11 protein-coding genes are annotated in these 17,213 nt (G+C 33.5%); 10 read left to right on the top strand and 1 reads right to left on the bottom strand.

Annotated features, from left to right (window positions below):
* The first annotated feature begins 1 nt into the window (after position 1).
* From Q0891_RS04960 to Q0891_RS05005, 10 genes are all read left to right on the top strand, one after another.
* Positions 2-1,360, top strand: coding sequence for a glucoamylase family protein (locus Q0891_RS04960; protein ID WP_299099340.1), 1,359 nt, complete (start codon positions 2-4; stop codon positions 1,358-1,360).
* A gap of 10 nt (positions 1,361-1,370) precedes the next feature.
* The gene (locus Q0891_RS04965; protein ID WP_299099342.1) at positions 1,371-2,168 is read left to right on the top strand and encodes a prolyl oligopeptidase family serine peptidase; all 798 of its coding nucleotides are present in this window, start codon (positions 1,371-1,373) and stop codon (positions 2,166-2,168) included.
* A 6-nt stretch (positions 2,169-2,174) separates the two neighbouring features.
* Positions 2,175-4,514 carry a beta-glucosidase BglX gene (gene bglX / locus Q0891_RS04970; protein ID WP_299099343.1) on the top strand — a complete coding sequence of 780 codons (2,340 nt, stop codon included), beginning with the start codon at positions 2,175-2,177 and terminating at the stop codon, positions 4,512-4,514.
* A 6-nt stretch (positions 4,515-4,520) separates the two neighbouring features.
* On the top strand, positions 4,521-6,740 hold the full coding sequence (bglX, locus tag Q0891_RS04975; protein ID WP_299099345.1) for a beta-glucosidase BglX: 2,220 nt from the start codon (positions 4,521-4,523) through the stop codon (positions 6,738-6,740).
* Between the two features lie 10 nt (positions 6,741-6,750).
* Positions 6,751-9,354: a glycoside hydrolase family 2 TIM barrel-domain containing protein gene (locus Q0891_RS04980; RefSeq protein ID WP_299099346.1), complete on the top strand. Its 2,604-nt coding sequence runs from the start codon at positions 6,751-6,753 to the stop codon at positions 9,352-9,354.
* Positions 9,355-9,432: 78 nt separating this feature from the next.
* Positions 9,433-10,317 carry an alpha/beta hydrolase gene (locus tag Q0891_RS04985; protein WP_299099347.1) on the top strand — a complete coding sequence of 295 codons (885 nt, stop codon included), beginning with the start codon at positions 9,433-9,435 and terminating at the stop codon, positions 10,315-10,317.
* A 1-nt stretch (position 10,318) separates the two neighbouring features.
* Positions 10,319-12,025: a sulfatase gene (locus Q0891_RS04990; protein ID WP_299099348.1), complete on the top strand. Its 1,707-nt coding sequence runs from the start codon at positions 10,319-10,321 to the stop codon at positions 12,023-12,025.
* Positions 12,026-12,028: 3 nt separating this feature from the next.
* Positions 12,029-13,876 carry a family 43 glycosylhydrolase gene (locus tag Q0891_RS04995; protein WP_299099349.1) on the top strand — a complete coding sequence of 616 codons (1,848 nt, stop codon included), beginning with the start codon at positions 12,029-12,031 and terminating at the stop codon, positions 13,874-13,876.
* Between the two features lies 1 nt (position 13,877).
* Positions 13,878-14,702, top strand: a complete 825-nt coding sequence (locus tag Q0891_RS05000; protein WP_299099350.1) for an endonuclease/exonuclease/phosphatase family protein — start codon at positions 13,878-13,880, stop codon at positions 14,700-14,702.
* 57 nt (positions 14,703-14,759) lie between these two features.
* A complete protein-coding gene (locus Q0891_RS05005; protein WP_299099351.1) occupies positions 14,760-15,218 on the top strand; it encodes an RNA methyltransferase in 459 nt (152 codons plus the stop codon).
* An 88-nt stretch (positions 15,219-15,306) separates the two neighbouring features.
* On the opposite strand, the gene rho is transcribed toward Q0891_RS05005, so the two are convergent.
* Complete coding sequence (gene rho, locus Q0891_RS05010; RefSeq protein ID WP_299099353.1) at positions 15,307-17,019, bottom strand: transcription termination factor Rho; 1,713 nt, start codon at positions 17,017-17,019, stop codon at positions 15,307-15,309.
* Positions 17,020-17,213 lie beyond the last annotated feature (194 nt).

A 17,213-nucleotide genomic window follows, 5' to 3' on the forward strand; every position in this document is an offset into this window, starting at 1 on the left:
TATGAAAAAATATAGTTTATTAATTATTGTAGTCCTTTTGTTCAATTGTGGTTCAGATGATGGACCAGGTTGGCAAGAACCTTACGATCCTAGTGATGATGATCCAATTGTTGAAACATTAACTGACGAGGAAATAATGGATTTAACTCAAGAATTAACGTTTAAATATTTTTGGGATTTTGCAGAAAGTAATTCTGGTGCAGCAAAAGAGCGTTATCATCCTAATGATCCTTCAAACAGTCAAAATGTTGTCACAACAGGAGGTAGTGGCTTTGGGCTGATGGCAATACTAGTTGGTATTGAAAGAGGATATATTTCAAGAGAAGAGGGTTTTAACAGATTAGATCAAATTTTAAACTTTTTTGAAAATGCAGATCGTTTCCATGGAGCTTGGTCGCATTGGATTGATGGTAATACAGGTAACGTAATTCCTTTTAGTGATCAAGATAACGGTGGCGATTTAGTAGAAACAGCACTTTTTGCACAAGGTTTAATTTGTGTAAAAGAATATTTTAAAGATGGTTCTGCGGAGGAGGCAGCATTGGCAACTCAGGCAGACACATTATGGAAAGGTGTAGAATGGGATTGGTACACTCAAAACCAGAATGCATTATACTGGCATTGGAGTCCTACTAATGGATTTTCAATTAATTTAGAATTAAAAGGTTATAATGAAACGCTTATTGCATTTGTATTGGGAGCTGCTTCACCAGATTATACAATACCGACGGAAGTGTATCATCAAGGATGGGCAAGTAACGGTAATATTGTGACATCTTCTAGTCAATACAATATACCATTAATTCTAGACCATGCAGGTTCTGGAACTGGTCCCTTATTTTGGGCACATTATTCGCACTTAGGCTTAAATCCCGAAAACTTAACAGATCAATATGCGAATTACTGGGATTTAAATGTGAATCATACCAAAATTAATTATCAATACTGTGTTAACAATCCAAATGATTTTGAAGATTATGGTGAGGAGTGTTGGGGTTTAACAGCAAGTTATTCAAGAAATACAGATGGCTCAACAGGCTACTTAGCGCACGATCCTCAACATGATATAGGTGTGATTTCTCCAACAGCAGCAATAAGTTCAATTCCATATACACCAGAAGAATCATTAGCAGCAATGCATTATTTTTATTCAAAGAAGGCTATTTTATTAGGTGCAGCAGGCTTTTATGATGCATTTAGTCCTGAGTATAATGACTGGGTAACAGAACGTTATTTAGCCATAGATCAAGGTCCGCAAATTATTATGATAGAAAACTACAGAACTGGTTTATTATGGGATTTGTTTATGCAGAATGCAGATGTGCAAAATGGTTTAACAACACTTGGGTATAATTATTAATAACATATATATGAAACATTTTATTTCTTTTTTTTCATTGGTATTATTTACTTCATTTTGTTCGTTAAACGCACAAGAAGGAAAATCATCTAAAGATCTATTTTCTTATGAAGCGCATGTTGTAGATTCAGATACTTTAAATTATAGAATGCTTTTACCTGAAAACTTTGATGAATCAAAAACATATCCTTTGGTGTTATTTCTTCATGGTGCAGGTGAGAGAGGGGATAATAATAAAAACCAACTTGTGCATGGTAGTAGTTTATTTTTAAATGAAACCACTAGAGATTCATTACCTGCAATTATAATATTTCCTCAATGTGCTAAAGGTGATTATTGGTCTAAATTTGAAGCTGATCGTACTACAAAACCAATTACTTTCAAATATAAATACAATGATAATCCTACTACAGCGATGGCTTTAGTAATGGATTTAATGGATAACATGGTAAGCCAACCATTTGTAAAAACAGACCAAGTTTATGTAATGGGTTTGTCAATGGGTGGCATGGGAACTTTTGAAATTTTATATCGCAAACCCAAAATGTTTGCAGCAGCAATTCCTATTTGTGGAGGTGGTGATCCAGAATCCGCAGTATCCTATGCAACAGATGTACCTTTATGGATAATTCATGGTGCTAAAGACGATGTTGTTGATCCTAAATTATCTCTAAGTATGGCGTCTGCAATACTGAGTGCAGGCGGATTTCCTAAATTGACCATCTACGATTTTGCAAATCATAACAGTTGGGATCCTGCTTTTGCCGAACCAGAATTATTAACATGGCTTTTTTCAAATTCTAAATAAATTAAAATGACAAATCAATTGACTTCAAAATTCGTAATTCTTGCAATTATTACGTTGATTTTTACAAGTTGTAAAACTGAAACTAATTCTGCGCAGTCCTCTTCGGTAGATAAAAATCCATATGCAGCTCAAGTAGATTCTATTTTAGCCCTTATGACTTTTGAAGAGAAAATAGGTCAACTAAATTTACCTGTATCTGGAGATATTACAACTGGTCAGGGAACAAGTTCTAACGTAGGTAAAAAGATAAAAGACGGTTTAGTTGGTGGTATGTTTAATATTAAATCTGTTGAAAAAATAAAAGCAGTTCAAAAAATTGCTGTTGAGGAAAGTAGACTGAAAATTCCATTACTATTTGGTATGGATGTTATACATGGTTATGAAACAACATTTCCTATTCCCTTAGGTTTGTCTTCTTCTTGGGATTTAGAATTAATTGAAAAAACAGCTCGCATGGCAGCAACTGAAGCTAGTGCAGATGGTATTAATTGGACATTCTCTCCTATGGTAGATATTTCTCGCGATCCACGTTGGGGAAGAGTCTCAGAAGGCAACGGTGAAGATCCTTACCTAGGAAGTAGAATTGCTGAAGCTATGGTAAAAGGATATCAGCAAGATGATTTAAGCAAAAATAACACGCTAATGTCATGTGTAAAGCATTTTGCGTTATATGGCGCGTCAGAAGCTGGCCGAGATTATAATACGGTTGATATGAGTAAAATAAGAATGTATAACGAATATTTAGAGCCTTATAAAGCAGCAGTAGATGCTGGTGTTGGTTCAGTTATGGCATCTTTTAATGAAATTGACGGTGTGCCAGCAACAGGAAATAAATGGTTATTAACAGAATTATTAAGAGATGATTGGGGATTTAATGGATTTGTTGTTACCGATTATACTGGTATTTATGAGATGATGGCTCACGGTATGGGTAGCGAAGAACAAGTTGTTTCTCAAGCACTAAACGCAGGTATAGACATGGATATGGCTGGCGATTCGCGAGTTGCTTCAGCCGCCTTTATAAAATCTTTAAAAGGTGCTTATAATAAAGGATTGGTATCTATGGTAGAAATTGATACTGCTGTAAAACGTATGTTAACCGCTAAATATGAGCTAGGATTGTTTGAAGATCCATACAAGTATTGTGATTCAGAAAGAGCAAAAAAGGAGGTGTTTACAACCGAAAATAGAGCTTTTGCTAGAAAAGTAGGTGCAGAATCTATGGTGTTACTTAAAAATGAGAATAATCTTTTGCCGTTAAAAAAAGAGGGAACGATTGCACTAATCGGACCATTAGCAAATAATGCAGTAAATATGGCAGGTACTTGGAGTGTAGCGACACAACAAGAAAAATCTAATCCGTTCCTGTCTGGCTTAAAAACGATTGTTGGTAATACAGCTAATATACTTTATGCAAAAGGAAGTAATATTGATTATGACCTAGAGCTTGAAAAAAGAGCCACCATGTTCAATAAAGATATACCAAGAGATGGTAGAACAGATCAGCAACTTTTAGATGAAGCTTTAAGTATTGCAAAAAAAGCTGATGTCATTATTGCAGCTATTGGAGAATCAGCAGAGTTTAGTGGAGAAAGTAGTAGTAGAACAGAAATAGGAATTCCTCAAGTTCAAAAAGATTTATTGAATGCACTTTTAAAAACAGGTAAACCTGTAGTTCTAGTTTTATTCACTGGTAGACCTTTAGAATTGGTTGAAGAAAATGAAAATGTACCAGCAATTCTTAATGTTTGGTTTCCTGGCAGTGAAGCAGGTTTGGCAATTTCAGATGTGTTATTTGGCTATGTAAATCCATCAGGTAAATTAACTGCAACATTTCCTAGAAGTGTAGGGCAAATTCCAATTTTTTACAATCATAAAAATACAGGAAGACCTTTATCGAATGAAGAAGGGAAATTTGAAAAATTCAAGAGTAATTATATTGATGAGCGTAATGAGCCTTTATATCCATTTGGTTACGGATTAAGCTACACTAAATTTGATTATTCTAATTTCAATATAAGTAACCATTCTATTACCATGGATGGAACGATCGATGTTTCTGTAGATGTAACAAATTCTGGTAATTATGATGGAAAAGAAGTTGTGCAACTCTACATTAGAGATGTTGTTGGCTCTGTAACACGACCGTTGAAAGAATTAAAAGGCTTTCAAAAAATTGAAATTAAAAAAGGAGAAACTAAATCCGTTACATTTAAATTATCAGTTGAAGACTTAAAATTTTATAATTCGAATTTAGATTTTGTTGCGGAACCAGGAAAATTTCATGTATTTGTAGGTACAGATTCTACAACTAAGATGATGAAAGAATTTGAACTGACTAAATAATTTAAAATGAAATTAAAACCTCTTTACATTGTTGTTATAAGTTGTATTCAGATCAGTTTTGCTCAAAATTATGAGACTAAAGTAGATTCATTAATGCAATTAATGACACTACAAGAAAAGATTGGTCAAACCACAATGTATAGCGGAAATTGGGATCAAACAGGTCCATTTGTAGGCTCGGACAATGGAAAATATATTCGGGAAGGCAATATGGGAGCAATGCTAAATGCGATGTCTGTAAAGGGTACACGTGATTTACAAAAGATTGCAGTTGAAGAATCTCGTTTAGGTATTCCATTATTGTTTGGTTATGACGTTATCCATGGTCATCGTACAATTTTCCCAATCAATTTAGGCTTGTCCGCAAGTTGGGATTTAAGAATGATTGAAGAAAGCTCACGAATAGCTGCTGAGGAAGCATCTGCGGAAGGAATTCATTGGACATTTGCACCAATGATTGATGTTTCTAGAGAGCCACGTTGGGGAAGAATATCAGAAGGTGCGGGTGAAGATGTATATCTTAATAATAGAATTGCAGAGGCTTATGTAAAGGGATTTCAAGGCGATGATTTATCACAACACAATACTATTTTAGCGTGTGCTAAACATTATGTCGCTTACGGAGCTGCCCAAGCAGGTAGAGATTATCATACTACAAATATGGGTGAAGGTGAATTGCGAAATGTATATTTACCGCCTTTTAAAGCCGCTGTTAACGCTGGTGTAGAAACTTTTATGTCTGCATTCAACGAGTTGAATGGTGTGCCAACATCTGGTAATAAATTCACTTTAAGAGATATTCTAAGAGATGAATGGAAGTTTGATGGTTTTGTAGTTTCAGACTATACTTCGATTAATGAAATGATTAATCATGGTTTTGCAAAAGATAGTATTGATGCCGCAAAAATAGGAATGAATGCTGGTGTAGATATGGATATGGTAGGTGACGTTTATCGTTTGCATCTTCAACAATTAATAGAAGATGGAAAGGTGTCAGAAACTTACATAAACGATGCTTGCAAAAGAATCCTTATGGCAAAATATAAGCTTGGTTTGTTTGATGATCCATACCGTTATATCGATGAAAAAAGAGAGGCAACAACAAAATACAGACCAAAATTTTTAGCAAAAGCTCAAGAAATAGCTTCAGCATCTTCGGTATTGTTACAAAATAAAAATGAGACCTTACCGCTTTCTAATACCACAAATACAATTGCTTTTATCGGACCTTTAGTAAAAGATAAAGCAGATATTCTAGGTAATTGGGCAGCAAAAGGTGACAGGTATGGTAAGGCTATAAGTATTTTTGAAGGACTCTCAGCGTATTTAAAACCAGAACAAATCCTATTCGCAAAAGGATGTGATATTTTAACGGATGACGAATCTGGATTTGAAGAGGCCATAAAGATTTCTAAACAAGCAGATGCTATTGTTTTAGTAATGGGTGAAGATCATCACATGAGTGGAGAAGCGGCTTCTAGAACCGATTTAAAAATACCTGGAATTCAGCCTAAATTGATTAGGAAAATTCGTGAAGCAAATCTTACTAAAAAAATTACTTTGGTTTTAATGAATGGTCGTCCATTAAATCTGTCTAAAGAAGTGGAACTGGTAGATGCTATTCTAGAAATTTGGTTTCCAGGGACAATGGGTGGCGCAGCTACTGCAGATTTGCTATTTGGAAAAGTGAATCCTTCAGGTAAATTAACAGTTACTTTTCCTAGGAATGTTGGGCAAGTTCCAATTTATTACAACATGAAAAATACAGGAAGACCAATACCAGAACACTGGCCAAAGGCAGATTATAAGAGTAATTATATAGATGTCGCTAATACACCTTTGTTTGCTTTTGGGCATGGTTTAAGCTACACCAGCTTTAAATATTCAGAATTAAAATTATCTTCGGAAACATTGACGTATTCAAATGCAATTGAAGCCAGTATTGAAGTTTCAAATACAGGTAAATTTGATGGTTATGAAATAGTTCAACTTTATATACATGATAAAGTAGGAAGCGTTACAAGACCTGTTAAAGAGCTAAAAGGCTTCGAAAAAGTCTTCTTAAAAAAAGGACAAACTAAAACGATAACATTTACTATTACTGTTGAAGATTTAAAATTTTACAACAGTGAAATGACATATGGTGTGGAAACGGGCGAATTTGAAATTGCCATAGCTCCACACTCAGACTTTAAATTTAAACACGCATTTAACCTTATAGATTAATAGCTGCTCTATGCCACACTCAATTAATAATATTAAATCCCTTTGTTTGTTTCTTGGTGTGGTTTTTACATGCCTTAGTTTTTCTCAATCTATAACTATAAATTCTGGTTGGCACTATTCTGAAAACAATACGGAATGGCAAACCGTTAATATTCCACACACATGGAATCAATTAGATGCCTTTGATGATACATCTGGTTACAGACGCGGATTAGGTTACTACAAAAAGCAAATTTTTATTTCTTCTACAGAAAAAGAAGAGGTTCATTATTTAAAATTTAATGCTGTTAACCAAGAAGCAACGGTCTTTTTAAATGGTAAAAAAGTTGGAAGTCATAGAGGAGGTTACACAGCTTTTGTTTTTAATATTTCTGAATATATTAAATACAACACAGTTAATTTAATAGAGGTAACCGTAGATAATTCTCATAATGAAGATATTCCACCTCTAGATGCCGATTTTACGTTTTATGGAGGTATATATCGCGATGTAGAACTAATTGCCTTACCAAAACAGCATTTTAGTTTAGATGATTTTGCTTCGGATGGATTTTATATTAATTACCCGCAGGTTTCTGAGGAGAATGCAACTGTTGAGGTTACAGGGCTTCTAAATAATTTAAGCAAGAAAAAGGAAAAGGTTGTTGTGCAATTTACCTTGTTTGATGCTGAAGGTAGTATTGTAAATACGCATTCTGAAAAATTAAAATTAAAGTCACAATCTAATAACAAATTTGTGGTTACGCTCCCAGTAGTGAATACGCCAAAACTATGGTCGCCAGATAATCCTTATTTATATAAATTACAAATGAGTCTTCAGGATAGTGAAGGTGTAACTTTAGATTCAAAATCATCAAATATCGGTTTTCGTTGGGCTTCTGTAGATCCCAAAAAAGGATTTTTCTTAAACGGAAAACCTATTAAACTCATAGGTGTTAATCGTCATCAAGATTATGAGAATTATGGAAATGCAGTTCCGCTTTCACTTCAAAAGGAAGATATAAATATCATTAAAGAAATGGGTTCTAATGTCATTCGTTTTGCACATTATCCACATGCTAGGGAACTTTATGATAAATGTGATGAATTGGGTATAATCGTTTGGACGGAAATTCCTATTGTAAATAAAGTAACAAATTCTGAGTCTTTCTTTGCTACATCTATTAACATGCAAAAAGAGCATATAAAACAATATTATAACTATCCATCTGTAATAATGATGGGTTATATGAACGAGATCTTTTTAGGCCTAGCTTTTGATAAAAAAGAATCTGAAGAGGAAAAAGAAGCACGTAAAATATTTACCTACGATCTTGCAAAACAGTTAGAAGACTTAACCAGAAAAGAGGCGCCAAACCATATCACTGTGATGGCGCTACATTTTAATGAACTTTACAACGAAACTAAGATAGCAGACCTATCTATGCTAGTGGGTTGGAATTTGTATTTTGGGTGGTATCATGATAAAATAAAGGATCTAGGTGTTTTTTTAGATGATCAGCATCAACGCTTTCCTAATCGGTCACTTTTGGTTTCAGAATATGGGCCAGGTGCTGACGTGCGTGTTTCAGCAACACATCCTTCTCGATATGATTATTCTCAAGAATACCAATTATTGCTGCATTCTGGCTACGTAAATCAAGTAACAGAACGCGAATTTGTTTCTGGTATGACGGCTTGGAATTTTGCGGATTTTGGTTCAGAATTTCGTGGAGAAACAAAGCCACATATTAATCAAAAAGGATTGGTGCAATATAATCGTGAACCTAAAGAAATTTATCATTGGTATCAATCAGTTTTAAAAACTGAAACACCGTCTGTTCATGTGGCTAATTATTTAAAAGATATCACATTGGTAGATACAGATGCACACGAAATTGTAGTGTTTTCTAATCAAGAAAAAGGTCAACTATATGTAAATGACAATTATATTAAAGATATCAATTTTGAAACTGGCATTGCAAAAGCAACTGTAAGTTTTAATGAAGGAATAAACACCGTTAAAGTTGAGACAAAAAACGCATCACATTCAACGGACTTTAACGCTAAAATTATAAAGAGCCTAGAAAGTAATACTGTAGACAAGTTAGCTATTAATGTTGGTACACATATTAGTTTTAGAGATGAGGTGTTGGGAACCACTTTTATAAGTGACAGATCATATTCTCAAAATTTATTTGGTTATGTCACCGATTCAGGAAAATGTAAAAGAAAATTAATTCCTTTTAATGTTTCTAACACCATTAATGACGCTGTCTATCAAACCGTTCTCTTAGATTGTAATACCTACAAAGTAGACTTGGCTGATGGATCCTATAAAGTGACTTTATATTTTGTAGAACCTGAATTAAAAAATAAAACTAAAGTACTTTTTAATTTAACAACAGACACAGACAATTCAGAAGCAGATTTAATGCATCGCATTTTTGATATTAAATTGAATGATAAAAAAATAGCAAATCAATTTAATATGGCAAAGGAATATGCAGATAAATACGGCATAGAACATTCTGCAAAAGTAAATATTGCTAATAATGAAGGTTTAACAATTTCGTTAAACCCTATTAAAGGCGAAACAGTTATGAGTGGAATTTTAATAGAAAAAATAGACTAAAAATTCTGGTAAAACCACTAAAATCTAACAGGAAAAATAAAATAAGTAATGGCATGTAATTTGATAAAACATAGAGAAATGAAGAACCTATTAATTATAATGCTATCAATTTTCACATTCGGTCTTTCCTCACAAAATAAGGAAACATATATCTATTCTATAAAAGGAAACGACACCCTGAAATTGGATGTCTTTACACCAAAAAACATAAAAAAAACGGATTCATTACCTGTGTTGCTTTGGATGCATGGTGGCGGGTTTCAGGGTAGTCATAGAGCGCATCCTGTAGATAGTAAGTTAGTAAAACATGTCGCAAAACATAAAAATTACATTGGTGTATCTATTGATTATCGTCTTTTAAGAAAAGATAAAGCGACAGGTTTTGGTTGCGATTGCACCAAAGATGAAAAATTAGAAACCTTTAAACAAGCCACCATAGATTTTTTAGATGCTGCTAAATTCTTGGTAGATAATGCAGAAATGCTGCAAATAGATACAACTAAAATTATAGCAGGAGGTAGCAGTGCAGGAGCAGAAGGCGCACTTAATGCAGTGTTTATGAAAGACTATTTTATTGCTGATAAAGAAAAATATAATGAGGTTAATTTTGCTGGAGTATTTTCATGTGCAGGTGCCGTTGTCGATGCTAGTTATATAAATGAGGACAATGCTATTCCTACAGTTCTTTTTCACGGAACAGAAGATCAATTGGTTCCATTTGGTAATGCACCACATCATTTTTGTAAACCAACAAAAGCAGGTTACATTATTCTCGATGGTTCTCAAGTTGTAGTGGAGAAATTAAAAGAATTTAAGACCTCTTATTACTTCAATATTGTGAAAGGTGGACGTCATGAAATTTCAAGAATTCCATTCGAAGATTTAGATAAGGTTTTTAACTTTTTCAAGAAAACGATAATGGACGAGGATGTTGTTCAAACTACTATTATTAAAACTAAGTAACATGAGATTTTTGTCAATAATCATTGTTTTACTTTTTACGATTCAATCGTGTAAAAATAAAGGCAACGATACATCAGTAAACTTAAATGAAGTTGAGAATTCTGCACAGCGACCAAATATAGTATTTATTATGGCAGATGATCATGCAGAGCAAGCCATTAGTGCTTATGGTCATCCTATAAGCAAATTAGCACCAACGCCAAATATTGATCGTATAGCTTTAGAAGGTGCGATATTCAAGAATAATTTCTGCACTAATTCAATTTGTGGACCAAGTAGAGCAGTAGTTTTAACAGGTAAATTTAGCCATCAAAATGGATTTAGAATGAATGGCGATCAATTTGATGGTAGCCAACAAACATTCCCTAAATTGTTACAAAAAGCAGGTTATAATACAGCTGTTATAGGAAAATGGCATTTACATGGTTTACCAGAAGGTTTTGATTATTGGAATATATTAACAGATCAAGGTAATTATTACAATCCAGATTTTATTGCAATCAATGAAAAAACAAAGGCTGCAGATACAACACGTATAGAAGGTTACGCTACAGATATAATTACACAAGATGGAATTGCCTATCTTAATTCGGTTAAAGATAAAGATCAACCTTTTATGCTAATGCTTCAGCATAAAGCGCCACACAGAAATTGGATGCCAGCTTTAAGACATGCTAATAAATTTGATAATGTTGAGTTTGAATTACCAGATACCTATTTTACAGCCCACGAAGGTTCGCTTAGCTCACAGCAACAACAACAAACGATTTATAAGGATATGTATGAAGGTCATGACTTAAAATTGACCAAAGAGAAAGGAAGCCCAGAGTTAGCACACAATCCTTGGAAGTCGGATTTTAATAGAATGACAAAAGAACAAAGAACAGCTTGGGACAAAGCGTATCAGAAAAAAAATGATGCTTTCCACGATGCGAATTTATCTGGTTCAGCTTTAGCTAAATATAAAGGTCAACGTTATCTGCAAGATTATTTAGCTACCATAGCTTCAGTTGATGAAGGTGTGGGTGAGGTTTTAGATTTTCTTGAAGAACATGGTTTAGCGGAAAACACCATTGTAATTTATACTACAGATCAAGGTTTTTATCTAGGAGAAAAAGGATGGTTTGATAAACGTTATATGTACGAAGAATCATTAGCTATGCCTATGGTTGTAAAGTATCCTTATGCTATTAAACCAGGAACAATAATTGAAGATATGACGCAGAATTTAGATTTTGCCGAAACGTTCTTAGACTATGCGCAAGCAAATATACCAGCAGACATGCAAGGTCAATCGCTTAGACCGTTGTTAGAAAATAAATTTGAAGGCGATGATTTTAGAGATGCCGTGTATTACCATTACTATGATTATCCTGCATTTCATATGGTAAAAAAGCATTATGGAATTCGTACAAAGCGCTATAAACTAATGCATTTTTATGATGATATTGATACTTGGGAATTATATGATTTAGAAGAAGATCCTAAAGAGATTCATAATCAAATTGATAATGAAAAGTACGATGCTATTGAGGAAGAATTAAGAATAAAGTTAGCAGTATTACAAGCTAAATATAAAGTTACACCAACTGATTTTGAGCGTGCACCAGAAGAGCAAGTAAAACGAGGTTATAAGCAATTTGAAAGATTAAGAGGACACTCAGGTACATCTTATAATCCTCAAACTGATGAAGACATTAAATTATAAACTATGAAGAACATACTTTTCTTATTCGCTATTGCGGTCTTGTTTTCTTGTAACTCAAATAAAAATGAGGCAACAGAGAATGGTCTTAATTCAGAGGAGAAATCAGAAATAAAAAAAGGATTTGAAACCTATATTAATCCGTTAGATATAGATTATACATATATGGTTTATAATTCTAGTAAAAATAAGTCGTATCGATCTGGTGCAGATCCTGCAGTTATTGAATTTAAAGGAGCGTATTATATGTTTGTAACACGCTCTTTTGGCTATTGGCATTCTACCGATTTAGTAAATTGGGAATTTATAAAACCACAACAATGGTTTTTTGAAGGAAGTAATGCGCCAACTGCATTTAATTATAAAGATTCGTTAGTTTATTTTGCAGGTGATCCTGCAGGTTATGGAAGTATTCTTTATACTGATGATCCAAAATCTGGAAAATGGACACCAACAGCATCAATTTCAAATAATATCCAAGATTCGGAATTATTTATTGATGATGACGGCAAAACATATTTATTTTGGGGCTCTTCTAATGTGCATCCACTTCGTGTAAAAATGCTCAATAAAGATGATCGTTTTTTAGAAACAGGTGTTAAAAAAGAACTATTCAACCTAGATGAAGAAAAACATGGCTGGGAACGTTTTGGAGAAAATAATTTTCATCCAACCTTAAAAGACGGTTATATGGAAGGTGCGTCTATGACAAAGCATAATGGCAAATACTATTTACAGTATGCAGCACCAGGAACTCAGTTTAATGTATATGCAGATGGTGTTTACGTTGGTGATACACCTTTAGGTCCTTTTAATTACATGAAAAATAATCCTATGAGTTTTAAACCAGGTGGTTTTACAAATGGAGCAGGTCATGGTATAACGGTAAAACAAACCAATGGTCAATATTGGCATTTTGCAACTATGGCTTTAGCGTCTAATGCGCAATGGGAAAGACGATTATGTATGTTCCCTACTTATTTTGATGCTGATGGATTGATGTACTCTAATACAGAATATGGAGATTATCCGCGTTATGGCGCTAATCATCCTACCAAAGCAGGTCAGCATAATGGTTGGATGTTATTGTCTTATAAAGGTGATGTAACCGTGTCGTCCTCGTTAAAGCAAGTTATGAAATTTACATCAAATGATGATGAGGTGACAGTTACCGAACTACCGAAGGAAATAAATAAAAATGGTGCTATTATTTCTAAAATTTTAACGGATGAAAATCCAAAAACATTTTGGGTTGCAGAGGCAAACGATAGTAGACAATGGATAACAGTAGAGATGCAGAATGCAGGAACTATTCACGCATTTCAACTAAATTTTCATGATCATGAATCTGGTATATACACACGTATAGACGGATTAAAACATCAATTTAGTATTGAGGTTTCTGAGAATGGCAAAGATTGGAAAACCGTTGTAGATAGAAGTAGCAGCGAAAAAGATACGCCAAATGCTTACATAGTTTTAGATGAACCTACTATGGCAAAATTTGTGCGTTATAACAATGTAAAAGTGCCTGGAGAAAATTTTGCAATGTCGGAGTTTAGAGTTTTTGGCTTAGGAGTTGGAAGTCAACCAGAAAAAGTTTCAGGATTTAAAATCAAGCGTGAGGAAGATCGAAGAGATATTTCTTTTTCATGGAACCCAGTTAAAGGTGCTCAAGGCTATAATATTCGTTGGGGAATTGCTAAAGATAAATTGTACCAATCGTGGCAAGTATATGATACTAATAAACATTTTATGCGTTGTTTAGATAGGGATACACCTTATTATTTTAGCATAGAAGCCTATAGTGAAAACGGAATTTCTGAAAAAAGTGAAATCATTTATATCGAATAACATGAAACATATTTTAACAATCTCTCTACTAATGTTCTTAACAATTTTACCTGCACAAGAACTAAACGTAATGTCCTATAATATAAAATTAGATGCACCAAAGGAAGGTAAAAATAGTTGGACCAATAGGAAGGCATTTTTTATTAATCAGATTAAGTTTCACGAACCAGATGTTTTAGGCGTACAAGAAGCGATGCCAAACCAGATGATGGAAATGGATAGTCTTTTAGTAGATTATAGTTTTGTTGGTGTTGGTAGAGATGATGGAAAGGATAAAGGCGAGTATTCTGCAATTTTTTACAAAAAAGATAAGTTTCAACTTGAGAGCTCTAATACGTTTTGGTTGTCAGAAACACCAGATAAAGTCTCAATGGGTTGGGATGCTGTATGCAATAGAGTTTGTACTTATGCTTTATTTAAAAATATAGATACAGGAAAAAAATTCTACTTATTTAATACACATTTTGACCATGTTGGTAAAGTAGCTAGAGTACAAAGCGCTGTCTTAATTGATAAGAAAATAAAAGAAATTAATACAGAAAATTATCCTGTAGTTCTAAGTGGTGATTTTAATATGGAGGACGATCATGAAAGTATTCAGTTTTTGTCTAAAAATTTAAACGACAGTAAAAATGTAGCAGAACTAACTTTTGGACCAATAGGAACTTATAATGGTTTTCATTTTGATCAACCTGTAATTAGACGCATAGATTATTTATTTGTTAGTAAAGATATTGATGTAAAAAAGTATGCTGTTTTAAGTGATTCGTGGGATTTAAAATATCCATCAGATCATTTTCCGATTATGATTTCCTTCAATTTATAACTCTAATCTCATAGCAATCAATTTCGTTTAGAGCACGAGCTTTCTTAGTTTTGTGATATGAATGATAATTTTACGAATGAATTCTTCGGTATAGGAATTCAAAATGGAAAAACACCTGAAAATTTAGGTGTACTGTGGCGATCAGCTCAAAATCTTGGTGCTAGTTTTATTTTTACCATTGGTAATCGTTATGCAAAACAGGCCTGTGATACGCACAATGCCGTAAAATCAATGCCATATTTTCATTACGATACGTTTGATGATTTTTATAATAACATCCCAAAAGGAGCAAGGCTTGTAGGTGTAGAATTAACTGAAGACGCTGTGTCTTTAGAAACCTTTAATCATCCTAGACGATGTGTGTATTTGCTTGGCGCAGAAGATCATGGTTTATCTAAACAAGCTATAGAGAAAAGTCATTTTCTAATAAAGTTTCAGTCGCAATTAAGTCTTAACGTTTCCGTTGCAGGTAGTATTGTGATGTATGATAGAGGTATTGCTAAACCACGTGTTTAATTCAATAGTTTAATCTTTTATATTTAAACATAAAAAAAACCTTGAACGTTTAATTCAAGGTTTTTTAATAAAATATATTTAAAGCGTTTTATCCATTCATAGAAATTAAAAACTCTTCATTATTTCTTGTTTGTTTAAAACGATCATTAATGAATTCCATAGCTTCAACCGGATTCATATCTGCCAAATACTTACGCATTACCCACATTCTTTGAATCGTGTTCGCATCTAAAAGAATATCATCACGTCTTGTACTAGATGATGTTAGGTCAATTGCTGGGAAGATTCTACGGTTAGAAATCTTACGATCTAATTGCAGTTCCATGTTACCAGTTCCTTTAAATTCTTCAAAAATTACTTCGTCCATTTTAGAACCAGTTTCTGTCAATGCTGTGGCAATAATTGTTAAAGAACCACCATTTTCAATATTACGAGCAGCACCAAAGAAACGTTTAGGTTTATGTAATGCATTGGCATCAACACCACCAGAAAGTATTTTTCCTGATGCTGGTTGAACCGTATTATAAGCTCTAGCTAAACGTGTAATTGAATCTAATAAAATAACCACATCGTGGCCACATTCTACCAAACGTTTTGCTTTTTCTAATACGATATTCGCAATTCTTACATGCTCATGAGCTTCTTTATCAAAAGTAGAAGCAATGACTTCACCACGTACATTACGTTGCATGTCTGTTACTTCTTCAGGACGCTCATCAATAAGTAAAATCATTTGATAAACTTCTGGATGATTGGCTGCAATAGCATTAGCAACATCCTTAAGTAACATAGTTTTACCCGTTTTTGGTTGCGATACAATCATACCACGTTGTCCTTTTCCAATAGGAGCAAACAAATCCATAATACGTGTAGAAATTGTCGCTTGCTTTTCGGCTAAATTGAATTTCTCTTGTGGAAATAAAGGAGTTAAGTGCTCAAAAGCTACTCTATCTCTAACCACATTTGGACTTTGTCCATTAATTTTACTGACCTTAATTAAAGGGAAATACTTTTCACCTTCTTTAGGAGGTCTTACATGTCCAAGAACTGTATCACCAGTTTTTAATCCGAATAAACGAATTTGAGATTGCGAAACATAAATGTCATCTGGTGATGATAAATAGTTATAGTCAGATGATCTTAAGAAACCATAACCGTCTTGCATAATGTCTAAGACTCCTTCACTCTCAATAATAGCATCAAATTCAAAATCTGGCTCACGATAGCGATTTCTGCTATCCTTATTGCCATTATTTTTTTGATTATTGTTGTTTCTGTTGTTATTTTTAGATTGGTTGTTCTGTCTTTTATCATTGTTTTGATTAGAGTTAGAACGTCTCTTGTCGTTAGACTTGTTATCCTGGTTTTTGTGTTGAGGATTTTCCTTGTTGGAATTGTCTTTTTTCGTTTTGTCATTTTGTGACCTAGTGTCTTTACCAGAAGAATCACTTACTTTATCGTTATTAGATTTAGTGTTTCTAGGTTTTTGTGCTCTAGGCTTTTCTTCCTCTTTTTTATCCTTATCAGTAAACTCTATGGCTTTTTGATCTTTGTTTTCTTGAGGTTTTTTCTGAACTCTAGCACGCTTTTGAGGTGCTTTAGCTTCTGCTTTCGCTGATTCTGGTTTAGCTTCAGTTTCTACTTTAGCTTTAACCGCACCAGGATTGGCTGCTTGGTAATCTAAGATTTGATACACCAAGTCTAATTTTTTTAATGTACGGTATTTTGGTACGTTTAGTTGTTTCGCTAACTCCTGTAATTCAGGTAGTTTCTTAGCTTTTAACTGGGAAATTTCAAACATTCGAATGTTGTATATGTATTATAATTTGATATTATTAATTCAATATTTTCTAAATGAAATAAAAAGAAAAAAAGAGAGATTAATTTGGAAGATTATAAAGATGTAACTCAGTATGTTACTTCTTACTATTGCAATAATACAATTTTATTTTAAAACATTTTCTATCTTTTTAAAAAATAAACTACTAATTTTGC

The organism is uncultured Winogradskyella sp. (assembly GCF_947498005.1).
GTDB lineage: Bacteria > Bacteroidota > Bacteroidia > Flavobacteriales > Flavobacteriaceae > Winogradskyella.